This window comes from Rhizobacter sp. P2_G4 (assembly GCF_056403575.1).
The window spans coordinates 381011-400923 of the sequence record NZ_JBFUFG010000005.1; the positions used below are offsets into that span (position 1 = coordinate 381011).

Annotated in this window: 22 protein-coding genes; 5 read left to right on the top strand and 17 right to left on the bottom strand. The window is 65.5% G+C overall.

The window, feature by feature from the left end; translation table 11 throughout:
- Positions 1 to 98 precede the first annotated feature (98 nt).
- The 4 genes from pqqB to pqqE are packed head-to-tail and all read left to right on the top strand — an operon-like array spanning position 99 to position 3197.
- Positions 99 to 1019: a pyrroloquinoline quinone biosynthesis protein PqqB gene (gene pqqB / locus AC1DYS_RS20575; RefSeq protein WP_477902551.1), complete on the top strand. Its 921-nt coding sequence runs from the start codon at positions 99 to 101 to the stop codon at positions 1017 to 1019.
- Between the two features lie 16 nt (positions 1020 to 1035).
- Positions 1036 to 1794, top strand: a complete 759-nt coding sequence (gene pqqC, locus AC1DYS_RS20580) for a pyrroloquinoline-quinone synthase PqqC (RefSeq protein WP_477902553.1) — start codon at positions 1036 to 1038, stop codon at positions 1792 to 1794.
- A complete protein-coding gene (pqqD, locus tag AC1DYS_RS20585) occupies positions 1791 to 2066 on the top strand; it encodes a pyrroloquinoline quinone biosynthesis peptide chaperone PqqD (RefSeq protein WP_477902555.1) in 276 nt (91 codons plus the stop codon). Before pqqC ends, pqqD begins: the two co-directional genes overlap by 4 nt.
- A gap of 3 nt (positions 2067 to 2069) precedes the next feature.
- Positions 2070 to 3197, top strand: coding sequence for a pyrroloquinoline quinone biosynthesis protein PqqE (pqqE, locus tag AC1DYS_RS20590; protein WP_477902557.1), 1128 nt, complete (start codon positions 2070 to 2072; stop codon positions 3195 to 3197).
- Between the two features lie 135 nt (positions 3198 to 3332).
- Here the strand turns inward: pqqE and AC1DYS_RS20595 are convergent, their stop codons facing one another.
- The 5 genes from AC1DYS_RS20595 to AC1DYS_RS20615 all read right to left on the bottom strand — a co-directional run bounded on the left by AC1DYS_RS20595 (position 3333) and on the right by AC1DYS_RS20615 (position 8582).
- Positions 3333 to 3872 (bottom strand): hypothetical protein, encoded by a 540-nt coding sequence (locus tag AC1DYS_RS20595; RefSeq protein WP_477902559.1) that lies wholly within the window; start codon positions 3870 to 3872, stop codon positions 3333 to 3335.
- Positions 3869 to 4738 (bottom strand): caspase family protein, encoded by an 870-nt coding sequence (locus tag AC1DYS_RS20600; protein WP_477902561.1) that lies wholly within the window; start codon positions 4736 to 4738, stop codon positions 3869 to 3871. The genes AC1DYS_RS20595 and AC1DYS_RS20600 overlap by 4 nt, the downstream gene beginning before the upstream one ends.
- Before the next feature lie 310 nt (positions 4739 to 5048).
- Positions 5049 to 5366 (bottom strand): hypothetical protein, encoded by a 318-nt coding sequence (locus AC1DYS_RS20605; protein ID WP_477902563.1) that lies wholly within the window; start codon positions 5364 to 5366, stop codon positions 5049 to 5051.
- Positions 5367 to 5394: 28 nt separating this feature from the next.
- Complete coding sequence (locus AC1DYS_RS20610; protein WP_477902565.1) at positions 5395 to 8073, bottom strand: protein kinase domain-containing protein; 2679 nt, start codon at positions 8071 to 8073, stop codon at positions 5395 to 5397.
- Positions 8070 to 8582, bottom strand: a complete 513-nt coding sequence (locus tag AC1DYS_RS20615) for an ECF-type sigma factor (RefSeq protein WP_477902567.1) — start codon at positions 8580 to 8582, stop codon at positions 8070 to 8072. The genes AC1DYS_RS20610 and AC1DYS_RS20615 overlap by 4 nt, the downstream gene beginning before the upstream one ends.
- A 301-nt stretch (positions 8583 to 8883) precedes the next feature.
- Here AC1DYS_RS20615 and AC1DYS_RS20620 point away from each other — a divergent pair, with 301 nt between their 5' ends.
- A complete protein-coding gene (locus AC1DYS_RS20620) occupies positions 8884 to 9012 on the top strand; it encodes a hypothetical protein (RefSeq protein WP_477902569.1) in 129 nt (42 codons plus the stop codon).
- 235 nt (positions 9013 to 9247) lie between these two features.
- On the opposite strand, the gene AC1DYS_RS20625 is transcribed toward AC1DYS_RS20620, so the two are convergent.
- From AC1DYS_RS20625 to xoxF, 12 genes are all read right to left on the bottom strand, one after another.
- Positions 9248 to 9847 (bottom strand): thioredoxin domain-containing protein, encoded by a 600-nt coding sequence (locus AC1DYS_RS20625; protein WP_477902570.1) that lies wholly within the window; start codon positions 9845 to 9847, stop codon positions 9248 to 9250.
- A 2-nt stretch (positions 9848 to 9849) separates the two neighbouring features.
- Complete coding sequence (locus AC1DYS_RS20630; protein ID WP_477902572.1) at positions 9850 to 10707, bottom strand: quinoprotein dehydrogenase-associated SoxYZ-like carrier; 858 nt, start codon at positions 10705 to 10707, stop codon at positions 9850 to 9852.
- Entirely contained in the window at positions 10704 to 11702 is a 999-nt protein-coding gene (locus AC1DYS_RS20635; protein ID WP_477902574.1) for an MBL fold metallo-hydrolase, read from the bottom strand. The genes AC1DYS_RS20630 and AC1DYS_RS20635 overlap by 4 nt, the downstream gene beginning before the upstream one ends.
- Before the next feature lie 9 nt (positions 11703 to 11711).
- On the bottom strand, positions 11712 to 12257 hold the full coding sequence (locus tag AC1DYS_RS20640) for an SRPBCC family protein (RefSeq protein ID WP_477902576.1): 546 nt from the start codon (positions 12255 to 12257) through the stop codon (positions 11712 to 11714).
- 39 nt (positions 12258 to 12296) lie between these two features.
- On the bottom strand, positions 12297 to 13271 hold the full coding sequence (locus AC1DYS_RS20645) for a YVTN family beta-propeller repeat protein (RefSeq protein ID WP_477902578.1): 975 nt from the start codon (positions 13269 to 13271) through the stop codon (positions 12297 to 12299).
- A gap of 241 nt (positions 13272 to 13512) precedes the next feature.
- Positions 13513 to 14373 carry a quinoprotein dehydrogenase-associated SoxYZ-like carrier gene (locus AC1DYS_RS20650; RefSeq protein ID WP_477902580.1) on the bottom strand — a complete coding sequence of 287 codons (861 nt, stop codon included), beginning with the start codon at positions 14371 to 14373 and terminating at the stop codon, positions 13513 to 13515.
- A 9-nt stretch (positions 14374 to 14382) separates the two neighbouring features.
- Positions 14383 to 15366, bottom strand: a complete 984-nt coding sequence (locus AC1DYS_RS20655; RefSeq protein WP_477902581.1) for a quinoprotein relay system zinc metallohydrolase 2 — start codon at positions 15364 to 15366, stop codon at positions 14383 to 14385.
- A 20-nt stretch (positions 15367 to 15386) separates the two neighbouring features.
- Complete coding sequence (locus AC1DYS_RS20660) at positions 15387 to 15767, bottom strand: hypothetical protein (protein WP_477902583.1); 381 nt, start codon at positions 15765 to 15767, stop codon at positions 15387 to 15389.
- A 31-nt stretch (positions 15768 to 15798) separates the two neighbouring features.
- The gene (locus AC1DYS_RS20665; protein WP_477902585.1) at positions 15799 to 16497 is read right to left on the bottom strand and encodes a hypothetical protein; all 699 of its coding nucleotides are present in this window, start codon (positions 16495 to 16497) and stop codon (positions 15799 to 15801) included.
- Between the two features lie 4 nt (positions 16498 to 16501).
- Complete coding sequence (locus tag AC1DYS_RS20670) at positions 16502 to 17443, bottom strand: substrate-binding domain-containing protein (RefSeq protein ID WP_477902587.1); 942 nt, start codon at positions 17441 to 17443, stop codon at positions 16502 to 16504.
- Complete coding sequence (locus AC1DYS_RS20675) at positions 17440 to 17823, bottom strand: c-type cytochrome (protein WP_477902589.1); 384 nt, start codon at positions 17821 to 17823, stop codon at positions 17440 to 17442. Before AC1DYS_RS20675 ends, AC1DYS_RS20670 begins: the two co-directional genes overlap by 4 nt.
- Before the next feature lie 88 nt (positions 17824 to 17911).
- Positions 17912 to 19684, bottom strand: a complete 1773-nt coding sequence (gene xoxF / locus AC1DYS_RS20680; protein ID WP_477902591.1) for a PQQ-dependent ethylene glycol dehydrogenase XoxF — start codon at positions 19682 to 19684, stop codon at positions 17912 to 17914.
- Positions 19685 to 19913 lie beyond the last annotated feature (229 nt).

Genomic DNA, 19913 nt, shown 5'->3' on the forward strand with positions numbered 1-19913 from the left:
GCGCTTCGTCACATCGCCTGCACCCCGGGTTCGCCTGGGGTGCTGGCCCTTCGCTTTTGAATCCTGTGTTCTGAACCCTGCTCGAGCCTCTGCCAACCATGCGCATCACCGTTCTGGGCTCGGCCGCCGGTGGCGGTTTTCCACAGTGGAACTGCAACTGCGCCAATTGCGCCGGCGTGCGCTCGGGCACTGTGCGCGCCAAGCCGCGCACGCAATCGTCCATCTTCATCCGACCTGACGATTCGCTCGACGGCGTGCTGTTCAACGCTTCGCCCGACATCCTCGAGCAGATCCGCAGCCACCCCGACTTGCAGCCTGCGCGTGCCGTGCGCGACACCGCCATCGCCGGCATCGTGCTGATGGATGCCCAGATCGACCACGCCACCGGGCTCTTCATGCTGCGCGAGCGCGGCTCACCGCTGCCGCTGTGGTGCACCGACGCGGTCGAAGAAGACCTGACCCAGGGCAACCCGGTGTTGCGCGTGCTGTCGCACTTCTGCGGTGTGCAGCGCCAGCGCATTGGCCTCGATGGCGCGACCTTCACCGTGCCCGGCGTGCCCGGTCTCGCATTCCGCGCGATGCCCTTGTCGAGCAAGGCCGCACCGTATTCACCGCACCGCGACAACCCGGTGCCGGGCGACAACCTCGGCATCACCATCATCGACACGCGCCGCGGCAGCAGCGTCTTCTACGCACCCGGGCTCGGTGCCATCACGCCGCCCGTGTTCGACGCCATGTCGTCGGCCGATGCGGTGATGGTCGACGGCACCTTCTGGACCGATGACGAGATGAAGTCGCTCGGGCTCAGCAAGAAGTCGGCGCGCGACATCGGTCACCTGCCGCAGTCGGGCGAGGGCGGAATGATCGAGTGGATGGGCAAGCTGCCGCGCGCCACGCGCCGCCTGCTGATCCACATCAACAACACCAACCCCATCCTCGACGAAGACTCGAGCCAGCGCGCCGAACTCACCCGCGCCGGCATCGAGGTCTGCGAAGACGGCATGAACATCCAACTCTGACCGGCGACCACTCACCATGCGCGCAGACATCAACCAGGCCGCACGTCACCCGGCCGAGAACACCGGCCAGCCGGCCTGGAGCCGCAGCGAGTTCGAAGCGCAGCTGCGCGAGCGCGGCAAGTCGTATCACATCCACCACCCGTTCAACGTGATGCTGAATACCGGCAAGGCGACGCCCGAGCAGGTGCGTGGGTGGGTGGCCAACCGGTTCTATTACCAGATCGCGATCCCGATCAAGGACGCCGCGATCCTCTCCAACTGCCCCGATGGCGCGGTGCGCCGCGAGTGGATCCAGCGCATCCTCGACCACGACGGTTTCGAGATCGGTGGCATCAAGGACGCAGGTGGCATCGAGGCCTGGCTGCGCCTGGCCGAGGCCGTGGGCCTCACGCGCGAAGAGGTGCAAGACCTGCGGCACGTGGCACCGGCCATGCGCTTCGCCGTCGACGCGTACATCAACTTCGCGCGGCGCTCGCCGTGGCAAGAGGCGGTGTGCTCGTCGCTCACCGAACTCTTCGCACCCGAGATCCACAAACAGCGGCTGGCCACCTGGCCCGAGCACTACACGTGGATCGAGCCCGACGGCCTGAGCTACTTCCGCAACCGCGTCAGCCAGGCGCGGCGTGACGTGGAGCAGGGCCTGGCTGTCACGCTGGAGCACTTCAATACGCGATCGCTGCAGGAGCGGGCGCTCGAGGTGCTGCAGTTCAAGCTCGACATCCTGTGGGCGATGAACGACGCGATGGCGACCAAGTACGGAACCATCAATAAATGAACGCGCTGTCGACGTCCATCCAGCCCCGTGTCGGCCCGGGCTTCCGCCTGCAGTGGGAGCCGGTGCAAGACTGCCATGTGCTGCTGTACCCCGAAGGCATGGTCAAGCTCAACGGCAGTGCCGGCGAAATCATGAAGCGCTGTGATGGCGAGCGCACTGTCGCTGCGATCGTGGACGATCTCGAGAACGTGTTTTCGGCGAAAGGCCTGGAGCCCGACGTGCTGGCCTTCGTCGAGATGGCCGCCAAGCAGCGCTGGCTGACCTGGGACTGAGGCATGGCGACCATCGGCCCACCGTTGTGGTTGTTGGCGGAGCTCACCTACCGCTGCCCGTTGCACTGCGTGTTCTGCTTCAACCCGGTCGACTTCGCGAAGCAGGAAGACGAACTCAGCACCGACGACTGGTTTCGCGTACTGCGCCAGGGCCGTGAACTCGGCGCGGTGCAGTGCGGCCTCTCGGGCGGCGAGCCGCTGGTGAGAGACGACCTGGAGCTCATCGTCGCCGAGGCGCACCGCCTGGGCTACTACACCAACCTGCTGACCTCGGGCGTGGGCCTCACCGAAGACCGTGCCGCGGCGCTGAAGGCCGCCGGCCTCGACCACGTGCAGCTGTCGTTCCAGGACTCCACCAAGGAGATGAACGACTTTCTTTCGCACACCAAGACCTTCGCGTTGAAGAGCCGCGTGGCCGGCATGATCAAGTCGCAAGGCTGGCCGATGGTGATGAACGTGGTGATCCACCGCCTGAACATCGACCACATCGACCGCATCATCGCCATGGCCGAAGAGATGGGGGCCGAGTACCTGGAACTCGCGAACACGCAGTACTACTCGTGGGCCTTCCTGAACCGCGACCTGCTGCTGCCCACGCACGAGCAGCTGCGCCATGCCGAAGAGGTGACCGATGCATGGCGCGCGAAGCTGGGCGACAAGATGCGCATCTTCTTCGTGGCACCCGACTACCACGAGGGCAAGCCCAAGCGCTGCGTCAACGGCTGGGGCAGCATGTTCCTCACCGTCGCACCCGACGGCACGGCGCTGCCTTGCCACACCGCCAAGATGCTGCCGGGCCTGAGCTTCCCGAGCGTGAAGGAGCACAGCCTGCGCGAGATCTGGTTCGAGTCCGAAGGCTTCAACCGCTACCGCGGCACCGGGTGGATGAAGGAGCCTTGCGTCAGCTGCGACCAGCGCGAGGTCGATCTTGGCGGCTGCCGCTGCCAGGCCTATCTGCTGGCGCAAGACCCGGCCGCCGCCGACCCGGTGTGCGTGAAGAGCCCGCACCATGCGCTGGTGGTCGAGGCAGTAGAGCGCGCCGGCACCGTGGCGCAGCAAAAGGTGGTTGAGCACCCACTCGTGTTCCGCGACCCGGCGAACTCACGGCGGTTGAGTTCAGCTCAGTCCTGACCAGTTCCTCGTATGAGCAGGCACTCCTTCCTGTGAGCGCCCCCAACCCTGGTTGGGTGGGGGCGCGATGAAGCCGGCGGGCTGCGCTTAGTGACGAGTCCGTGGTCTTCATCCGGCGCGTTGCCTTCGTACCGTTCAGACAGACGTGGGCACGAAGATGCCTGGCGCGAACCAGCTCATGCTGATGTACACGCCACGGCCGCGGTCGACAGCCCGGAGCACGTTCTTCGACACATCGAGGAAGATGCCGGCCACCGCAAGGAAAGGGCGCACCACACCTGGAACCACCGGGCCGATGGCTTGCAACAGCGCCTGGACGCCGTCGAAGGCATTGATCAGCTCCTGAACGTCCTGGTGGCTGATCTGGATGTGGAAGCCCCACCAGAAAGCACGCACGACCGTACCGCCGCGAACGGGGGTGGAAACCATGCTGCGGTTCTGTGCGGAATCATCGAGCTGGACCAACCCGCCGAACAGCGCCATTTGTGCTGCCCGCGCGTTGGCTTCGATCGACTTGACGAGAACCGAGTTGTCGTCGTCGCTGCGGAACTGATCCGCCAGGCGATCCCGGATGTCTTCCCAGTTGCCGTTGAGGTCGTCGAAGCTGCTGTCGATGTTGATGTCGTTGTCGACGGTGGCGGTGTCGCCGTTGAGCGTCAGGGTATCGTGATTCATGTGTTTCTCCATTGAAATTGCAGGAAGGAAACGCCGCCTCGGGAAGAGGATGGCGGGGTGGTTGGAGCGACCCGTGCACGCGCGCTGAAGGGTCGTTCCAATTCGAGTTGCCCGGCCCGTGGCCCCAGGCTGAGCAGGTTGGGAACCTGGTATCGAGGCATCTGTTCGCGCAGGCGGCGGATGAAGGTGAAGTAGTCGCCGGTGAAGCGGCCTGCGGCCCAAACTCGCTTGAGCGTGCCTGTGAAGAGGCCGTTGTTTTCGCCGTCCAGCGCGAGCTGCGAGTCTTGGCAGGCGGCCAGTAGGAGCGCGTCGCAGCGCAGGTCGGCAGGGCTGGTGGGCGGAGTCGCCGCGCGTGCCCGGCCGTAGGTCCAGCCGTGGGCCCGATAGACTGCCTGCGCGATGGAAGCGGGCAGCAGTCGGCTTGTTGCCGCACCACTGAACGCGCGCAGCGAAGTGCCGCTGTGGCAGCTGTCGGCCACCACGATCGCGCGGACACCGGGGCGCAGACGCGAGAGTGCGTTGTACAGCTCGTCGTCGATCAGCATGCGGTCGTAGAGCACCCAGGTTTCGTCCAGCCGGTCGGGCTCGTCGCTCGTGCGGTCAGGCACCTGTGCGCCATGGCCGGCGAAGCTGAGCACTAGCGTGTCGCCTGCTACGAGTTGCGTGGCGTACTGGGCGAGCAACTGCAGCAGGCGCACGCTCGTCGCTTGCCGCGTCAGAAGCAGCGTGGTCTCGAAACCCTGGCGTGCCGTGATGGTGGCCATGTCGCGGGCATCGTTCTCGCAGGCGGCGAGGGTTCCCGACCATCCGTTGTAGTGGCTGGGGTCGACGGCGTTGAGTCCGGCGTGGATGGCAACTGCGCGCATGGCATGGCTCCTTGTAGGGTGAGGCGTGGGCCTGAACCGAAACGGTTTAATCCGGGGGCAGGGCTTCGCTCTATGCCAGGCAGTTGCCGCGCGAGGCTGCTTCTGTCTCTGTGTGTTTGCGTTGTCCATGCTTGTTTAAGCGCAAACGCAAGGTGCAGGAGATCACAGCGAATGAAAAGAAACAGACGAACGCGGCGCCTCGGGCCTGGCGAGTGCCGGCGAGTTGCGCGAGTTCGCGCTTTGGCGAGGTGGGATCAGGCTCGTGTGGTGCGAGCGGCGCAGCGTGGCTACCGCGCGTTCTGCGCGGGTTTTATACCGGCCGGCAGTGCCCTGTGACGATGGGCAGCTTCGTTCCGCGGCCCATGGCGAGCTGAAGTTGGTTTAGCGCGGCCGTTCCACGCGCCAACGGGCTGGGTGGCTGTGGATCGTTAGGCTTCGGCTGGGGGACGCACGCGCTGGTGTCGTTGAAGAGAATGATGCCGCGCTCGCTGATGGATTCGACCAAATGGCCGAGGGCAGTCACCTCCGTCAACAGCCTGGACAGATCGTGATCGAAACGTTGCGGCGTGCCCGGCGATACCGAAACGCACGACACACTCAACGCCGCGATGGCGCACAACGGCAGCATTCTTGTAACTCGCATCAAGGTTCCTTGGTCACGGCAACGTCTGCGCGTTGAACGGGGTGGTCGAGGCGCTCATGGGTTGTGCAGCCGCTTCAGCCGCTTCCCGATAGAGCGCATTGAGAACGAGCAAAGGGTGAGCCGCAGGCAGCTTCTTTTCAAGCAACGAGTGCGCCCGCATGTGCAGAGCCAGGGCTTCTTCGGTGTCCCGTGTTTCTCGTTTGACCCGGCCCAACAGATCGAGCGTCTGGCCCCATTCGACATCGCTCTTGTTCTCGGCTTGTTCGGTAACGCGCGCATGCTCGGATGCGATCGACTCCAGCTCGCTCCCGGCTGAATTCAAATCGCCCGCATGCATCTGCGCCTCGGCGTGAAAGCGTCGGGCACGCAGCACTTCGAACGAGTTGAGGGCATAGCCGGCCGTGAGCAAACCATCGATCACCGCGTGAAATTCGCCGAGTGCCTGTGCCGTCAACCCCAGCTGGCTTTGCGCCCGCGCATGAGCCTGGCGAGCGAACAGCAGCTCGGGGTCTGCCGGGGCGGTGGCGTCGGCCAGTGCGATAGCGGTGTCGCAAGCATCGCGTGCCGCCGATGGGTTGCCCAAGGCCAGTTCTGCGTGGGCCAGCAGACGCAATTGCAATGCTCGCTCTTCGCGTGAGGGCTGGCGGCTCAGCAGTTCGGTCAGTTGCGCCCGTGCCGACGCGAAGCGGCCCAGATCAAGATCGAGCATCGCCTTGCTGCGAGACAGTTGGGTCCGGTCGGCAGCGCGCAGCGTTTTGCCTTGGGCCAGTGTCAATGCGCGGTCAATGGCGTGTCCGGCCTCTGGCAGATCGCCAGCGTTGCGTGCGGTCACCGCCAGGCTGTGTAAGGCCATGGCGGTTTCGGGATGGTCATCTCCAAAGCCCGCGGCTGTGTCGTTCACCACGCGGCGCATGGCGATCAGTGCCGCTCCGGGGTGGCCCTCTCGCAGTGCGACCTGGCTCATGATGCTGCCGGCATAGGCACGTGCCTTGGCGCTATCCCGATCCGACCCGGTGCAGGCCTCACGCGCCGTCGCGGCCAGCGAGCGGGCGGGCTCGATCTGGTTGTCGGCGAGTAAGACCTCGGCGAGGTAGGCCCGTGTCTTGTTCAGTGCCGGGTCGGCAGCAGGGGCATGCATTTGCAGCAAGGCCAGGGCCTCTGAGAGCGGGCCGAGCGCCTTGTCCCGTTCGCCCAGCCGGGTGTACATGCGGCCCAGTTCACTGAGCAGCTCCCCTTGCAGCTGGGGGCGATCGGCAAAGCTTTGTCTGGCGCGCAGTACGGCACCGTCCACCATTTGCTTGCCGGTGATCTGCGCACCGGGGTTCGACTCGTCTGCTTCTGCGTCGTCGACCAGATCGAACATGAAGTTCCTGACAGCGTCGCCGCGAGCTTGCTGCGCACCCGTCTGCAGGTGCTGCTGCCATGCGACGGCAACCAGTCCGACTGCCGCGGCCAAGCCCAGCGCGGTGGCCAGGCTCGCAGGGCGGTGGCGCTGAATGAACAGGCGAGCCGCGTAAACCCAGGATGCGGGCCGTGCCGAGATGGGCTCGCGCCGAAGGAATCGCCTCAGGTCATCGGCCAACCGGTCGGCCGACCCGTAGCGCTCGGTTGGCGTCTTGCGCAAGGCCTTGAGGACGATGGTGTCGAGATCGCCTGCAAGCGCCGCGCGCAGGCGGGCGACACTGGGCGTGCCTCGTGCGCGAGCAGACGAGGCGTCCAGCCTCGCCTGGCTCGGGCGGACCGGTTCGACGTTGAGCACTGCGTGCACGGACTGCGCGATCGAGGTCGGGTTGCGCGCATGGGGTCGGGTCCCGGTCAGGAGTTCGTACAGCACCACACCCAGCGAGTAGATGTCGGTTGCTGTTGAAATCGGTCGGTTGTTGAATTGCTCCGGGGCGGCGTAGTGCGGCGTCAGTGCATTCCCGCCTTCCAGCGTGAGCTGCGTTGCACTGGCATGAGCCGAGCCGTCGGCCAGCAGCTTGGCGATGCCGAAATCCAGCAGCCTGGCCTGGCCCTGCGCATCCACCAGGATGTTCGAAGGCTTGATGTCGCGGTGCACGACGAGGTGCCGGTGCGCATGTTCGACCGCTGCCAGCAGCTGTAAAAACAGGCGCAGACGCTGCTCGATGCTCAGGCATCGCAGGTCGCATGCTTGGGTCATCGGTACACCGTCCACGAACTCCATCACAATGAATGGCTGGCCGCCTGACGCAATGCCCGCGTCATAGAGTCGAGCGATCTGCGGGTGCGTCAAGCGGGCAAGCACATCGCGCTCTCGCGCGAAGCGCTCGGTCGCCGTCGGCGAGGCCAGCACGAACAGCGGCATCTTGATCGCCACCTCGCGCTTGACGCCGCCATCGGCCCGCACACCCAGCCACACCACGGAAGTGCCGCCTCGCCCCAGCTCGCGCAGCAGCCGGTAGCCGGCCACGACATCACCCGATGCCAGGTTCGCGGTTGCGGCGTCCCGGGCCGCCTGGATACTGGCGCCGACGGGTTCGCCCAGGGCCAGCGAGCTGCCGGTGGCCTGGCTTGCCCGCCACATGCGCCACACCCGTGCTTGCAGCGCCTCGGGCTCGTCGGTCAGCCGATCGAAGAGGCCGGGGCGCTCTGGCTGGGCCGCGTCCAGCAACTGGTCGAACCAGGCCAGAGCCTGGGCGTCGCCTGCGACCAACGGCGCGGCTTCGCTCAAGCCGCCACTCCCAGCGCGTCGGACAGGAAGGCCTTGGCGCGCTGCCAATCGCGCTTGACGGTGGGTTCAGACACGTCGAGTGCCACCGAGATGGCTGTCACTTCCATGCCCATGACAGCGCGCATCTCCGCGACCTGCATCAAGCGGGGGTCGAGTCGGCCCAGGCGTTCAATGGCTTCGTTCAACGCGAGCAGCTGCTCAGGCGTGCCGTAGCCGGCATCTGCCACCTCCGAGCTGAGTGTCAGGGGCACCAATTCGGCCGAGCGCTTTTGTGCAAGGCGTTCACGCGCCATGTCGACCAGCAGCGACCGCATCGCGCGGCTTGCATACGCCAGAAACTGTTCCTTGACCGCGAACCGCAGATCGCCGCGGTCTTGCAGGCTGAGGTAGAGCTCGTGCGCGAGCGTCACCGTGGAGATCGGCGATTGCTCCTTCGACAAACGCCAACGTGCCAGCGACAGGATGTCGGCATAGCTGTCCTGGAACGAATGAGCAAGGTCTTTGGGCATGGCTTTCCCCTACCGCGAGCAACATCCCATTTCGACGCGACTTGTTTCCGGCGGCGTGACGGTGCTCAGGTAGCAGCTGAATATACGGAAGCCAGGCTAACCGGCATCCACAAGGTGAAGGACGCGGACGACTTTCGCGACTACATGCTGTCGTTCCCGTTTTTGCGCTACCAGTCAGGCAACTAAGTGGCAGCGGCGAAGAAGGAACTGGGCTGCGACCCAGCGTGAGGTCGATCTTGGCGGCTGCCGCTGCCAGGCCGATCTGCTGGCGCAAGATCCGGCCGCCGCCGACCCGGTGTGCGTGAAGAGCCCGCACCATGCGCTGGTGGTCGAGGCGGTGGAGCGCGCCGGCACCGTGGCGCAGCAAAAGGTGGTTGAGCACCCACTCGTGTTCCGTGACCCGGCGAACTCGCGGCGCCTGAGTGTTTGAGGTGTCGCGCGCCGGCTGCTTGACGCAATAAAGGTTGCTGGGTAGCCGGGTAGTGGACAGAGAGCCGGGCACTGGAGCCGGATTTTCGAGCTACCAAGCCGAAGCGGCTTGGCGCGATCCGCTTGCCCAAGTCGTCAGGACGCCGCTGGCGTCGAAGTCGGAGTCGCATCCCTTTGGAGTAAACAGGCTGAGGATACATGCAGCACAGGATGGATCGGGGCAGACAACGACCGCGCTACTGCACGAGATTCAGAATCTCCAGCTGCTCTTCCACCGTCTCGAAAGTCCCCGTGCCGGCCGGCATGGGCATCAGCGGCTTCATTTGCGGATCGAACAGCCAGACGCTCGGGTACACGAGCATGCGCGCGCGCTCGTCGCCGATCGAGCGTTGAAAGTCGGCGTAGACCAGTGACTGGTTGCCCACGCGGAAGAACAGCTGGCTCTGCAAGGTGGACAGCGAGCTTCGCAGGTCGACCACGAGCCACGGCTTGAAGTGCGGCACCAGCTCGCCGGCATGCTTGGCCAGAAAGGCTTCGTAGCGGCGGCAGTAGGGGCAGTCATCGGCACCCAGGTAGACATAGAGCCGCTTGTTCTCGCGCTTGGCGCGGGCGAGCGCGGGGCCGAGGTCGAACTCGCTGCGGCCCGGGGTGGCCCAGGGTTGGACGACCATCGGCTTGTAGGCCGGCGGGATGCCTTCGTTCTTGTGACCTGCCGGCATCGCGGGTGGTGTGGCGGCCATGGCATTCCACGCCTGCAGGCTGCCCGCTGCAGCGTAGCTACCCAGGCCCACGCGGATGCAAGCGCGTCGGCGGTCCGGGCGCTGGCACTGCGGCACGCTCAGCCGATCTGCAACGCGCCGGTGTAGCGCCGCTCTTTCGAGTCGACCACCTCGGCGCGCAACTCGCCAGGCGCGTGCGGCACGAAATTGAAACGCCAGGTCGGGTTCTCGCTGATCGAGAAGTCGAGGTCGGCGTCGAAGATCTTCTTGCCTGCGTAGCTCACCTCGATCGTGCGCACGAAGTACGAGGGGATGTACATCACCGTCACGTTGTTCAGCTCGAAGCCGGTGTCGTTGGGGTGGATCACGGTGATGTCGGCGGGGGTGGGCGCGCCGAGCTTCGGCGGCCCGGGCAGCTTGAAGATCGTCTTGCCGATCAGCTCCGGCGAGTCGCGATTCGGTGGCGCGGAGCAGCCGCCGGATGTCTTGACGTAGCGCGAGCTCATGTGCAGCTCACCGTTCGACAGCTCGCTCACCACGCGCACATGGCTGTACTCGTCCACACGCAAACGCGTTTCGAAATCGGCCTGGCCCACTTCGCTTGTGAGCTCCAGCGTGGCGGCCAGCGGCGAGGGGTTCTTGTCGACCAGCAGGTACATCCGCTTCACGTGCAGATCGGGCGTCTGCGCGAGGTTGGAGACGATCTTCACCGGCACCGAGGCGCCATAGGCAGCGCGCAGCGGCGCGATCAGCTGCACCCGGCCCGAACTGGCGTCGATGGCCTTCGTGCCGAAGAGCTTGCTGCGCAGCAGCTCCCATTCGGGCGAGACGTCGCCGTGGCCGGTGTTGCTCGGCAGGCCACCGATGGCGGCACGAGCAACCGGCGCTGCCGCCAGCGGCAAAGCACCGAGGCCGAGAACGAGGTGGCGGCGCCGGCGCTGAATCCGCAGCGCGACGGGGGGTGGTTTGAGCTTCATGGTCGGCTTGCTCCCGTTGGCGATTTGTACAACTGCTCGCGCTCATAGCGCAAGTAGAGGAGGGCGGCATTGCGCCGGTGCACCGTGTCGTACTGGTCCCAGGCGGCGAACTCGGGCAGCGGGGTCGCGTCGGGCACCTCACTCAACGGCACGCCATTGCGTTGCAGCTCGCGCGTGCGCGTGGCCAGCCGGTCCAGGTAGCGGTCGACCTGCTCCACCATGCGCTTGCCGCCATCCGGCCCATGGCCGGGCACGATCACGTCGGCGGGCAAGGCCTGCAGCGTGCGCAGTGCTTCGCGCCAACGCGGCAGGTCGCTGTCGATGACGTCGGGGATGCGTTTCGAATCGAGCAGCCCGCCGGCAAAGAGCGTGCGGCTGCGCGGGTCGAACACCGCAATGTCGCCGGGGCCGCTGGACTGGCCGAAATGGAGCAGCTGGATCGGCCGGCCGATCGGCGTGGCAGCGTCGAAGCTCTGCGCGTCGGTGAAGGTGATGTCGGGCTTGAACATCGCGGTGCCGCGCATGGCTTCTTCGCCGAGCGTGCTGCGCAGTGTTTTCAAGCAGGTCTCGCAGCGCGACGCCATCAGGTCGGCAGCGGCCTGGTGCATCGCGATGGGAATGCCTTGCTCGCGGAACGCCAAGGCGCCGAACAGGAACTCCTGCTTCGTGTGGGTGATGAGGGCCATGCGCACCGGCCGGTCGGTCACCTTGCGGATGGCGTCCAGCAGCGCGAGGCCATGCAGGTACGAGGTGCCGGTGTCGATGACCAGCACGCCGGTTCGGCCGACGATGAAGCCGGCATTGCCCACGCGGCCGAGGTTGCCTGCGTCGGGCTCGCCGCTGCTGCCGGGCAACATGTAGACGCCCGCCGCGAGTTCCACAGCTTCGATCGGTGCCGTGTCGCCGGCGTGTGCGGCGGTGGGGGCTCCTGTGAGAACAGATGCGATAACGGCTGCGCCCAGCCAAACCATCGCCGAGCGCAGAAGCTCTCTCATGGCACCGTGCTAGCCGCCCTCGGCCAGCTTTTTCAGATTCGCCAGCCCGCCCTGGTACACGCCGGTGATGGCCTTCACGGCTGCGTCGTCGTTCTGCTCGGGTGGCGGTTCGTTGCCGGGGTGGCCGCGATAGAACGCGCCGCGCCATTCGACGACGGACTGGTTGCCGTTCGCCGTGACCGTGATGGTCGAGGTGTAGTTGGTCACCGGCAGCGCACCGCCGTCTTTCGCGCGGTAGCTGTACTTCATGGCCGCGTCGTCGTAGCCCTCGAGCGACTCGATCAACTCGCCGCCGCCCTTCAGCTTGATCGAGCGGACCGAGCCGACGGTGTTGCCTTGCGAGGCAGGGCTTTCGGCGACGGCGGGGTGCCAGTCCTTCAGCGCGTCGAAGTTCTTGATGCGCGCCCACACCGCCGCGGCGGGCGCATTGATGGTGACCTTCTCGACCACCTTCTGGCGCGTCGGGCCGTGGGCGCCGCCTGTCAGCGGCACGGCGCTGAGCATGGCGAACGCGGCCACCGGGGTGAGCCAACGACCGAGCAGTTTCATGGGCATGGCATGTTCCTTCGTAGGTAAGAGCAATGGGCTTGTGATTTAGGGAAGGGCGGGTTCGCCGATGAAGGCGCCGAACCCGCGGCTGTTCTTGCCGGTGGCGATCTGGCGCAGCGGCTTGCCGCTGGCCGCGTCGAGCACGCTGACGTTGTCGTCCATCCAGTTCACGACGTAGACCTTGTCGCCGTGCGCGGCCACGCCTTCGGGGTAGCCGAAACCGCTCAGCGTGCGCAGCACCTTGAGCGAATCCGTCTCGACCACGCTCACGCTGTCGTCGTGCTGGTTGGTCACGTAGAGCAGCGCGCCGTTCTGCGCGAGCGCGGCACCGTACGGGGCCTTGCCGACCTTGACCGTGGCGATGACCTTGAGCGTGCGGGTGTCAATCACGGATACGTCGTCACTCTGGACATTGAGCGCATAGAGCCGCTGGCGCGCTGCGTCGAACAGGAGCGCGAACGGGTGGCTGCCGACCTTCACGCGCCCGAGCACCTTGCGCTCACGCACGCCGACCACGGCCACGCTGTCGTCGTCGCGCTCGGCCACGAACACGGTGTTGTTGTCGGTGTGCACGGCCACGCCGGCGGGAGCACGGCCGACCTCGATGCGGGCCAGCGCCACCTGCTGCGCTTCAGTGGACGATGCATCGAACACCATCAGGCGGTTGGCATACCAGTCTGCCGCGAGGAGCAGCTTGCCATCGGGAGATGCATCGATGCCCACCGGCCCGTCGCCAGCGGCCAGCGTGCCCACGACGCGCTGGTCGCGCATGTCGATCACCGAGATGCTGCGGCTGTCGGGGTTCGAGACGAACACCTTGCCGGCGCGCGAAGACGCCACCACGCCGGCTGGCGAACGGCCGACGCTGACGGTGCTCACCACCTGTTGCGAGGCGAGGTCGATCACCGAGACGTCGTTGCTGCCCTGGTTGGTGATGTAGGCAAAAGGTGCGGCCGCGCCTGGCAGGCTGCTGCCCCACAGGACGGCGAACGTGGCGACGGCCGCTGCCGCACCGCGCATTCGCTTAGGGCGACGCTGAATAAGTCCCCGCGAGGCGGCGCGCCTCGGTTTGGGATGGACTGCAAGGCGCAAAGCGCAGCGATACCCGCAGGTATCGCGAGCATTTGCAACGCCGCAGACCGCCCAAAACGAGGATGCCGAGGCCGGACGCAGATCGCCGGAAGGCGGTCTGCGCCTGCCGAGGGCCTTGCCGCATGCAAGCGGCAAGGCGCCGTACGCGAGGGACTTGTTCAGCGTTGCCTTAGGCATTGGGCATGACGTCAAGGCTGCTCTTCCATGCGGCCTGGGCGGTGTCGACCACTTCCACACTGAGCGCGCCCGGGCCGCGCGGCACGAAGTAGAAGCGCAGGTTCGGGTTCTCGCTGATCGCGAAGTCAAGGTCGGCCGACAGCACCGGCTGGCCGGCGTAGGCCACGTTGACCGAGCGAACGAAACGCCGCGGCGTGAACTGGCGCGTGAGCTGGTCCATCACCATGCCCGAGTCGTTCGGGTGGCTGATCATCAGCTGGGCCAGCGTGGGCTTGCCGAGCACCACGTCGCCATCCACCCGCAACCTCATCTTGCCCAGCGAGGCCATGGCGGCCTGCGGGTCCTTGCCCGGAGGCGCCGAGCAGCCGCCCGAGGCCTTGACGAAACGGGTACGCATCAGCAGCCGGCCGTCGCTCGTTTCGGCGATGGCGCGCACGAAGGTGTATTCATCGACCCGTACCCGCGTTTCGATCTCGGCCCGGCCGCTCTGCGGCGTGAACGAGAAGATGGCTGCGATCGGTGATGGGTTGTTGTCGATGACGAGGTAGAGCTTGCTCACATGGCTGGCCGCGGTCTGCGGCAGCTTGGCGCGAATCGCCACAGGCACCACGGCGGCGTCTTCGGCGCGCACGGGTGCATCGAGCACGAGGGTGTCGTCGCCCACGTTGGCGATCGGCCGGTTCTCGAACAGGCTGGCGCGTACCTTGAGCCACATCTCGCTGGCCTCGGGCTGGTCGCCCGATTTGATCTGCGCGCGCACGCTGTGCGAGCTGCCCAGTGCTACTGAGCCGATGAGCGCGGCCCCCGTGGCGACGATTTCACGCCTGTCCCATTTGCCCAAGATGTGTTTCATCGCGGCACCTCACTCTTCCCACTCGAGCTCTGCAAACGCTGCAGTCACGTTGCGGCGGTGGAAACGTTCGGCCAGCTGCCAGCGCGAGGCCGCCTCGGTGCCGACGCTGTCGACCGCCTGGGACAGCGTCTTGCCGGACTTGATGGCGGCGCGTGTTTCGCGCCGCAGCGTTTCAAGATACTCCTGTTGCGGCGCCCATGCCTCGGGGCCTGCCCGGCGTGTAGGGCCATGGCCGGGCACGATGAGAGCGGCATCGACGCGGGCGAGTTGTTGGAGTGTGGCCAGCCAACCGCGCAGGTTGCCATCGAGCACCGGAATGTGCTGCACGAACAGCAGGTCCGAGGTGAACAGTGTGCGCGTGCTGCGGTCGTAGACGGTCACGTCGTTGTCAGTGTGCGAGGTGGGCCAGGCTTGCACGACGAGCGTGCGGCCGCCGAGGTCGAGTTCGCGCGTGCCATCGACGGCGATGGTGGGGTAGACCACGGCATCGGGTGCGGCAGAGACGCCGAAATCTCGCTCCAGCGCGCGCAGGAAGTAGGGCGCGCGCGCGGCCATCGCGGCATTGAACTTGGCGCTGCCCACGAAGCGGGTGTCGGGTGACACGAACGCGGCGTTGCCGAGTACGTGGTCGGGGTGGGCATGCGTGTCGATCACGTAGCAGATCGGCAGGCGCGTGCTGCGTTCGATGGTGGCGCGCCAGCGCCGGCCGAGCTGCGGGGTGCCGCCGGTGTCGATCACCGCGACGCAGCGGCTGCCGACGACGAAGGCGAGGTTGGCGACGTCGCCACCGTTGGCCGGCAGCCAGTCTTCCAGCTTCCCGGCATGCACGAAGACGCCGGGGGCGATCTCGGTGACGTCGAGCGCTGGCAGGTCGAGCGCCGGCACATCGGAGGCGCTCTGGGCCTGCGACGCAGGGCCTTGGGCCGCTGTGGTGGTGGCGTGCAGCAGAGCGGCCAGCACCAGAGCAGCGGTGAGTCGATGAGGAGGCCACATGGTCAGGGCCGTGGCAAGTGCTACTTGGTGTCGCTGATAAAGCACGCCTTCTGGGCCTTGGCCTGCAGATCGCGGTAGCGCTTGATCTGCGGCTTGACGGTCTCATTGTCGCGCAAGGCACCGCCGCGCTCGCCACCGATCGACATGGCGTTGACCACCGTCGCCATGCCCACGTAGTCCTCGTACGGCACTTCGCTGGCCATGGTGTCGATGGCGCAGGAGCACTTGTTGATCATCTCGAAGTGGGGGCCCGGGTGGGTGCGCATGCACTCCTGCACGTAGATCACGCGCTCGGTGGTCGGGAAGTCGTTGACCTTCGTCGGCGTCGCGGTGGCCGTGGCGGTCGCGCAGCCCACGAGCGGCAGTGCAAGGAGGCAGAGCAGTCGGTACAGAGGGTTCATGGTGTTCTTGTCGTGGGGCGCGCAAGCGCAGTCAGGGGCGGGCGGCGAGCGGGTCGGCGCCTTCGATCAGCATGTCTTCTGTGAGCAGCGGCGGCACATCGGCGCCGGCCGCAGCGATGCGGGTGCGGATGCCGAGCACCCCACCCGGCACGGCGTCCGACAGCAGGAAGCGGTACTCCTTGTCGGCCAGCTTCTCGTAGCGGTAGCGGTTGGGGTCGTCGAGGTAAGGCTTGAAGGAAATCTCTTGCCCCGCGACGGTCTTGCCCTTGTAGCGGAACGAGGCTGGAACCACCGTCGCACCCTGGTATACCGTCATGCGGATGCGCTTGCGGAAGTAGTTCTCCGAGCCCTTGGTCAGCCGGTGCATCTCGCGGATGTCGTGCTCCAGGAAGTACAGGATCACCGGGTTCGCCTTGGCGTTGTCGATCTCCGGCAGCGGCACCTTTCGTTCGCCGCTCAGGAACTCGCCCTTCGACGCGCAGCAGCTGCCGTCGGCCTGCTTGCTCAGCGTGACGGCCACGGTGTCGTCGTAGCCGGCCTCGAGGCTACCGGCCTTGTGAAAGCTGTAGCGCAGCGTTGACGGCGGGCGCACGTTGCTGAGCTGGTCGGCCATGAAGATGGCCTTCTCGGCCGCGGAGAAGTCTTGTGCAGCAAAGCTGCTTGCCGGCAGCACAAGTGCCACGGCGGCAAGCCATGGCGTGAGGGTCAGGGCCACACGTGAAACGCTCAACACCTTACTTCGCCGGCTGGTCTTTCGCCGGCTCCTTGTAGGCGAAGGAATCGTCGACGACGGGCACGCCGTAGTCCTTCAAGATGGCCTGGATCGCCGGCTTCTGCGAGTCGAGCAGGCCTTCGATTTTCTGCTTCCATTCGCGCTCGCCATAGCGCACGCCCATGGCCATCTCGTAGTCGAAGCGCACGCCGGGTTCCGACTTCAACGGCACCACCGCCAGCTTGGGCGACTTGACGCGCTGCGCGAAGTAGCCCGCGATCGGGCCCCACACAACGGCCACGTCGATCTTGCCCGCCGCGAGGTCCTTCTCGATGATCTCGCCGGGGTACTGCTGCGGGTCGGCGTTCATGATCTGGTAGGGCACGCCGCGGTCGAGCAGGTTGTGCACCTTGAGCCAGTCGGATGCCGGTGAACGGTCGTACACGCCGATGCGCAGTTTTTCCATGCGGGCCGGGTCGAGCTTCAGGAAGTCTTCACCCGATTTCACCTGGTCCAGGCCCTGGCCTTGCGGAAACACCAGCGCATAGGTCGAGCGGTAATACGGCTTCGTGACCGACACCTGGTCGTAGCCCACCGGCACGCCCATCACGATGTCGCACGGGTAGTCCTGCCCCGGCAGCTTGTAGCGCAAGGTGTTGCGGATGAAGGCCAGGCGCTGTGGAAACGAGTAGTACTCCACCGGCAGCCCGAGCGCCTTGCCGAAGACCTCGGCGATGCGGTTCTCGATGCCTGCACCCTGCACGTTCGAGAACGGCAGGTTGTTCGGGTCCTGGCAGACGCGCAGCGCGGTGCGGGCCGGCGGCTTGTCCTGGTCCTGCGCCTGGGCGCTTGAAAATGCTGCGGTGCACACCAGTGCGACCGCGGCAATCCGGTCCCAGCGGCCCCATCGGCCTGCGTGGAGGCCAGGGCCGCGCGCAGGCTGCGAGCGCAGTGTGTTGTTCATTTGTTGGGTTCGACCTTGGCGCGTGTGATGGCGCCGTCTGAACGGCCCTTCAGGTACGCATAGAGGTCGTTGATGTGTTCCTTGACCTGCTGGCTTTCGCCGAAGCTCGGCATGCCCTTGGGCAGGCGGCCTTCGGTGACGGTCTTGATGAACTCGTCCTTGCTCAGCGTCTTCAAGCTGTTGACCAGCGAGGGCCCGACAAGGCCTTCCTGGTTGGCACCATGGCAGCGGTCGCAAGCAGCGGCGCGCCAGGTCCGAAAGCCCTCCATGGTCTTTGCGTCGACCTTGTAGCCGTCGACCACGGTGTAGAGCTTGTCATCGGCATGTGCGCTTGCAGCAACACACACCAGCATGGCGAAGAGAGACTTCTTGAACTTCATTGATACGTCCGAAATGAAGGGAGCGGGATGGCATCCTGGTGGTGCCATCCCTTGTGCTCGGTATGTCTATGTTCTGCTTGATGCCGATTTAGTTCGGCAGGGCAAACACTGTCAACGAACCACCCAGCTCTGTGTACTGGGACAGTTCCTTGTAACCACCCACGGCGCCAAGGCCGTCTTGGTCTTTCTCGAGGCCTGCTGCCATGCCGATGCCGGCCCAGCCGCCGATGCCCGAGAACACGCCCAGGTACTGCTTGCCCTTGTGCTCATAGCTGAACACGTTGCCGATGATCCCGGAAGGCGTCTTGAACTTGAAGAGCTCCTTGTTGATGTCCTTCTTGTCCACGCACTTCAGGTAACCCTCGAGCGTGCCGTAGCAGCTCAGGCCGCCTGCGGTGTTGAGCGCGCCGCTCCAGACCGAGAACTTCTCGGAGTGGCTCTGCACGATCTTGCCGGTGCCGGCGTTCCAGGTGATGTAGTTGCCCATGCCGCCGTGGCTGCCAGGAGCGGGGTACATCGACAGCGTGGCGCCCACATACGGCTGGCCAGCGGTGTACTCGACCTTGAAGGGCTCGTAGTCCATGCAGACGTGGTTGGTCGGCACGTAGAAGAGCTTGGTCTCAGGGTCGTACGCAGCAGGCTGCTGGTCCTTGCTGCCTAGGGCAGCAGGGCACACGCCCTTGGTGTTGACGTCAGGCCCGTTCTGCGCGGTCGAGTACTTCGACACGACTTGCGGGCGGCCCGTCTTCATGTCGACGTGCGTTGCCCAGTTGACCTGCGGGTCGTACTTCTCGGCGACGAGCAGCGCGCCGGTCACACGGTCCATCGTGTAGCCGAAGCCGTTGCGGTCGAAGTGCACGAGCGCCTTGGTCGGCTTGCCCTTGACGTCGATGTCAGCCAGGATCATCTCGTTGATGCCGTCGAAGTCCCACTCGTCATACGGCGTCATCTGGTAGACCCACTTGGCCATGCCGGTGTCGACGTCGCGAGCGAAGATGGTCATGGACCACTTGTTGTCGCCCGGGCGTTGCGCCGGGTTCCAGGTCGACGGGTTGCCCGTGCCGTAGTACATCAGGTTCAGCGCCTTGTCGTAGCTGTACCAGCCCCACGTCGTGCCGCCACCCGTCTTCCACTGGTCACCCTTCCAGGTCTTGAGCGACGAATCCGGGCCCACCGGTGCCATGGCGCCGTTGGTCCAGGTCATGGTCTTGGCGGGGTCGATCAGCATCTCGGCATCAGGCCCGACGCTGTAGCCCTTCCAGACCTGCTTGCCGTCCTTGATGTTGTAGGCCACGATGAAGCCACGCACGCCCCACTCGCCACCGCTGATGCCGGTGATGACCTTGTCCTTGAAGACGTGAGGCGCATTGGTGTTCACGGCACCCAGCTTCGGGTCACCGTTCTTCACGCTCCACACGACCTTGCCGGTCTTGGCATCGAGCGCGACGAGGTTGCTGTCGGCCTGTTGCAGGAAGACCTTGCCTTCGGCATAGGCCAGACCGCGGTTGACCGTGTCACAGCACATCTGCGGGATCACGGCAGGGTCTTGCTTCGGCTCGTACTTCCAGAGGATCTTCTGGCTGTCGAGGTCGATCGCGAAGACCTTGTTGGGGAACGGCGAATGCAGGTACATCGTGCCGTCGATCACGAGCGGCGAGCCCTCGTGTCCGCGCAGCACGCCGGTGGAGAAGGTCCACGCGACCTGCATCTTGCCCACGTTGCCCGTGTTGATCTGCTTGAGCTGGCTGTAGCGCTGGTTGTACATATCACCAGCTTGCGTCGCCCAATTCTTCGAGTTGGCGATGTTCTTCTCGACATCCGCATTGGCCAGTGCCAACGCCGGCAGAGCAAGCAGCACCATACCCAAACGGCGCCAGACGCGCCAATTTGAATGACCGGAATTTCGCATTGAAGTCTCCTGTTTTGAAGTGACCTGAGTCCGGTCGCGAAGAACAATCTGAGACCCACCAACCCAGCGACCCACAGAACTCGGCAGGCGTCTAACCGCAAGTTCTGCGCCTGTTGCGAATCCGCTGTGCCATCGAGTGAGTTCGTGCAGTGCAAGCCGAACTGCTCGCGACGAAGTTGGT